At 65.4% G+C, this 3,070-nt stretch carries 4 protein-coding genes; all 4 read right to left on the bottom strand.

Annotation, left to right across the window (positions count from 1 at the left end; translation table 11 throughout):
* Positions 1-28: 28 nt before the first annotated feature.
* The 4 genes from FFS68_RS17710 to FFS68_RS17695 are packed head-to-tail and all read right to left on the bottom strand — an operon-like array spanning position 29 to position 2,932.
* The gene (locus FFS68_RS17710) at positions 29-640 is read right to left on the bottom strand and encodes a plasmid pRiA4b ORF-3 family protein (RefSeq protein ID WP_137754519.1); all 612 of its coding nucleotides are present in this window, start codon (positions 638-640) and stop codon (positions 29-31) included.
* A complete protein-coding gene (locus FFS68_RS17705; protein WP_137754518.1) occupies positions 637-2,178 on the bottom strand; it encodes an IS66 family transposase in 1,542 nt (513 codons plus the stop codon). Before FFS68_RS17705 ends, FFS68_RS17710 begins: the two co-directional genes overlap by 4 nt.
* Before the next feature lie 53 nt (positions 2,179-2,231).
* Positions 2,232-2,579 carry an IS66 family insertion sequence element accessory protein TnpB gene (tnpB, locus tag FFS68_RS17700; RefSeq protein WP_137754517.1) on the bottom strand — a complete coding sequence of 116 codons (348 nt, stop codon included), beginning with the start codon at positions 2,577-2,579 and terminating at the stop codon, positions 2,232-2,234.
* Positions 2,576-2,932, bottom strand: coding sequence for a transposase (locus FFS68_RS17695; protein WP_137754516.1), 357 nt, complete (start codon positions 2,930-2,932; stop codon positions 2,576-2,578). The genes tnpB and FFS68_RS17695 overlap by 4 nt, the downstream gene beginning before the upstream one ends.
* Positions 2,933-3,070: the final 138 nt, after the last annotated feature.

The raw sequence follows: 3,070 nt of genomic DNA, 5'->3' as shown, positions 1-3,070 counted from the left end.
GTAAGCGTGGTCAGGAAACCGCCATCGCTTAGCTGTCGCGGGATTTAGCGTCGGTGTAGGCGGCTCTTCCCTGTGCCCGTCGCTTGGCGAGCTTCGCCATGCGTGCGTTGATCTCGTCGGGGCTGATATCGGTGGGATCGAAGACGCCGCCATACCATTGCACCATGGACGCGCGCTCGGGATGGCGCGGCTTGGCCATGGCATTGAGGAACTCCTCAAATCCTGGGGCTCCGCCGACGTCTTCGGGTGGAGCACGACGTTCGCCATCGACAAACCGTGGGTAATCGATGCCGGGATTTGCGGGTATGATCTCTTCGATCTCGATGCGATGGCGCCAATCGTCCCCGAAATCATAGGTGTAGGTGAAGCTGGTGATGCCGCGCTCGACGAGCTTGTTGATGCGCATATGGGCGGCATCGCGGGTGCGGATCATGAAAGCATCGTCATCGTCGAAGCGGATGCCATAGGCGGCATCGCCGATATCGAACCGGAACAGGTGGTAGTTCTCGAAGAGCATGCAGGCCTGGATCGCGAGGTGCAGGGTCTTGAGGCTGTTGGTGACGGGAAGTTCGACGCGGCGCCAGATGGCGGGCTTCAAGTCTTCGAGCGTGATGCGAATCCGGGCGATCTGGTCGGTCATGCCGCCATGCTGACGGGCGTGCTTTGCGCTGTCCAGTTCCACGGCATGAGCTCGTCCCACCGGGAGGCGGGCCAGCCTGAGGCGATCTTCTCGATGACGTCGGTGATATAGGCCTGCGGCTCGACGCCATTGAGCTTGGCCGTCTCGATGACGGAATAGATGGCGGCGGCGCGCTCGCCGCCGGTCTTCGATCCGGCGAACAGCCAGTTCTTGCGGCCGATGGCGATGGACCGGATCGCGCGCTCGGCGATATTGTTGTCGATCTCCGCCATGCCCTCGTCGATGTAGCGGGTCAGCGCGTCCCAGCGCTTGCGACCATAGGCGAGCGCCTTCGCCATCGCGGACTTGGGCGACAGGCGGCGTAGGGCGTCGTCGATCGCGCCGCGAAGCGCGTCGATCTGCGGCCTGGCTTGCTCCTGTCGGTGTCGGCGCCGGACATCGGGCGGCTGGCCGCGGACTTCCTCTTCGATCCGGTAAAGCCCGGCGATGCGATCGAGCAGGAGGCAAGTGAGCGTCGTCGGGCTCGTCTGGTGGTTCTCGAAGATCTTGCGGCGGAAGTGCGCCCAGCAGGCAACCTCGCGGATGCGACTGCCCTGATAGAGCTTGTCATATCCGGCATAGCCGTCGGCTTGGAGAAGGCCGGTGAATGACCCTAGCTCGCTCTGCGGATGGATGCCGCTGCGATCGGGGGTGAACCGATACCAGGCGAGCGCCGGGGTGGCGGCGCCCGATGCGCGGTCATCAACGACATAGGCCCAGAGCCGCGCCACCGCTGTCCGGCCCTTGCCGGGCATGAGCATCGGCACCGGCGTGTCGTCGGTGTGGAGCTTGGCGGCCTTCAATCCTTCCTCACGGATACGGCTGACGATCGGATCGAGCAGATGCGCGGCTTGGCCCGCCCATCCGGCGAGGGTCGAGCGGTCGATGTCGATGCCCTGCGCCGCCATCATCTCTGCCTGGCGGTAAAGCGGGAGATGATGATCGAACTTGTGGACGACGACATGGGCGAGCGTGGCGAAGCTGGCCTTGCCGCGTGCTATGGCCTTCGCTGGCGCGGGCGCCTGGACGATCTTGTCGCAGGCGCGGCAGCTATACTTGGGCCGCACGGTGCGGATGACGCGCCACTGAACCGGAGCAATGTCGAGTTGCTCGTCGCTGTCGTCGCCAAGCGGCCGCAGCGCGCCGCCGCAATCGGGACAGGTGCAGCTGCCGGCCTCGGGCTCGATCCGCCGTTCGGCGCGCGGCAGATGATCGGGCAGTGCGCGCACCGGTGAGGGTCGCTCGGCGGGTGCCCGTTCGGTCGTTCGGCTATCGGCGACCTCGGCTTCGCCTTCGAGCTCCTCGAGGGCAAGCTCGAGTTGCTCGATCTGCAGCGCGAGCTTCTCCGACGACTGGCCGAAGGTCATGCGGCGAAGCTGAGCGAGCTGGTGGCGGAGAGTATCGATGAGCGTATCGCGAGCCGCGAGAGCGGCTTCGAGCTCGGCGATCCGGGCGTCTTTGTCGATGCTGGAAGAGGCTGGTTCCGACACCCGGAACACCTAGCAAAACGGGCTCCGCGATGCCAGTAAAACCCACACTAATCCGCCACTTTTTACCCTGCAAGCAAGGGCGCCGCGGTGCGTTCGGGACGCCGCCAGTCGATGCCTTCGAGTAGCATCGAAAGCTGCGCCGCGGTGAGGCTGACCTTGCCCGCCTTGGTGATCGGCCAGATGAACCGGCCCCGATCCATGCGCTTCGAGAAGAGGCAAAGGCCCTGGCCGTCGTACCAGAGCAGCTTAACCAGATCGCCCCGCTTGCCGCGGAACGCGAACAGCGCGCCCGAGTGCGGACTCTTCTCCAGAACCTGCTGCACCAGCACCGCGAGGCCGTCGAACCCCTTGCGCATATCGGTGGCGCCGCAGGCCAGATAGATGCGTGTCGTCGGCGGTAACGGGATCATCGGGCAAGGACGGACATCACCCGGGCCAGCGCGTCGGCATCGACCGCCGCATCGACGGTGATCCGCACGCCCGACGGCAGCTCGATCCCGATCTGGCCGCTCCCTGCCGTCGCCGCGGTCGGCACCGACACCTCGACCTCGGCGAACGACGGCACCGACGTGCGCTTCGCTCCCGTCAGATCGCCCGCCAATGCCTGTCGGCGCCACGTATAGAGCATCCCGCTGCCGACCGCGTGTCGCTGGCACGTCGCCGAGACCGAGCCGTCGGGGCCGAACGCTTCGCGCAGGATCGCCAGCTTCTGATCTACCGACCAACGGCGACGCCCGCCCACGACCGCGATCCGACTGCTCATACGATTACTCATATGACCACTCACGAGAACACTCGCTCCCGACGCTCCGATATCCTCGCTCATCACCGCTCCTCGCAAAGAGCGGCTATCAGCACCCCGCAGCAGCTTCCCGCAAGGTGGCCTTCAGGACACGGTTAC

It is taken from the genome of Sphingopyxis sp. L1A2A (assembly GCF_005502465.1).
Taxonomy (GTDB): Bacteria; Pseudomonadota; Alphaproteobacteria; order Sphingomonadales; family Sphingomonadaceae; genus Sphingopyxis.
Note: the sequence above shows the minus strand (reverse complement) of the source record. Positions and strands in the feature narration are given on the sequence as shown.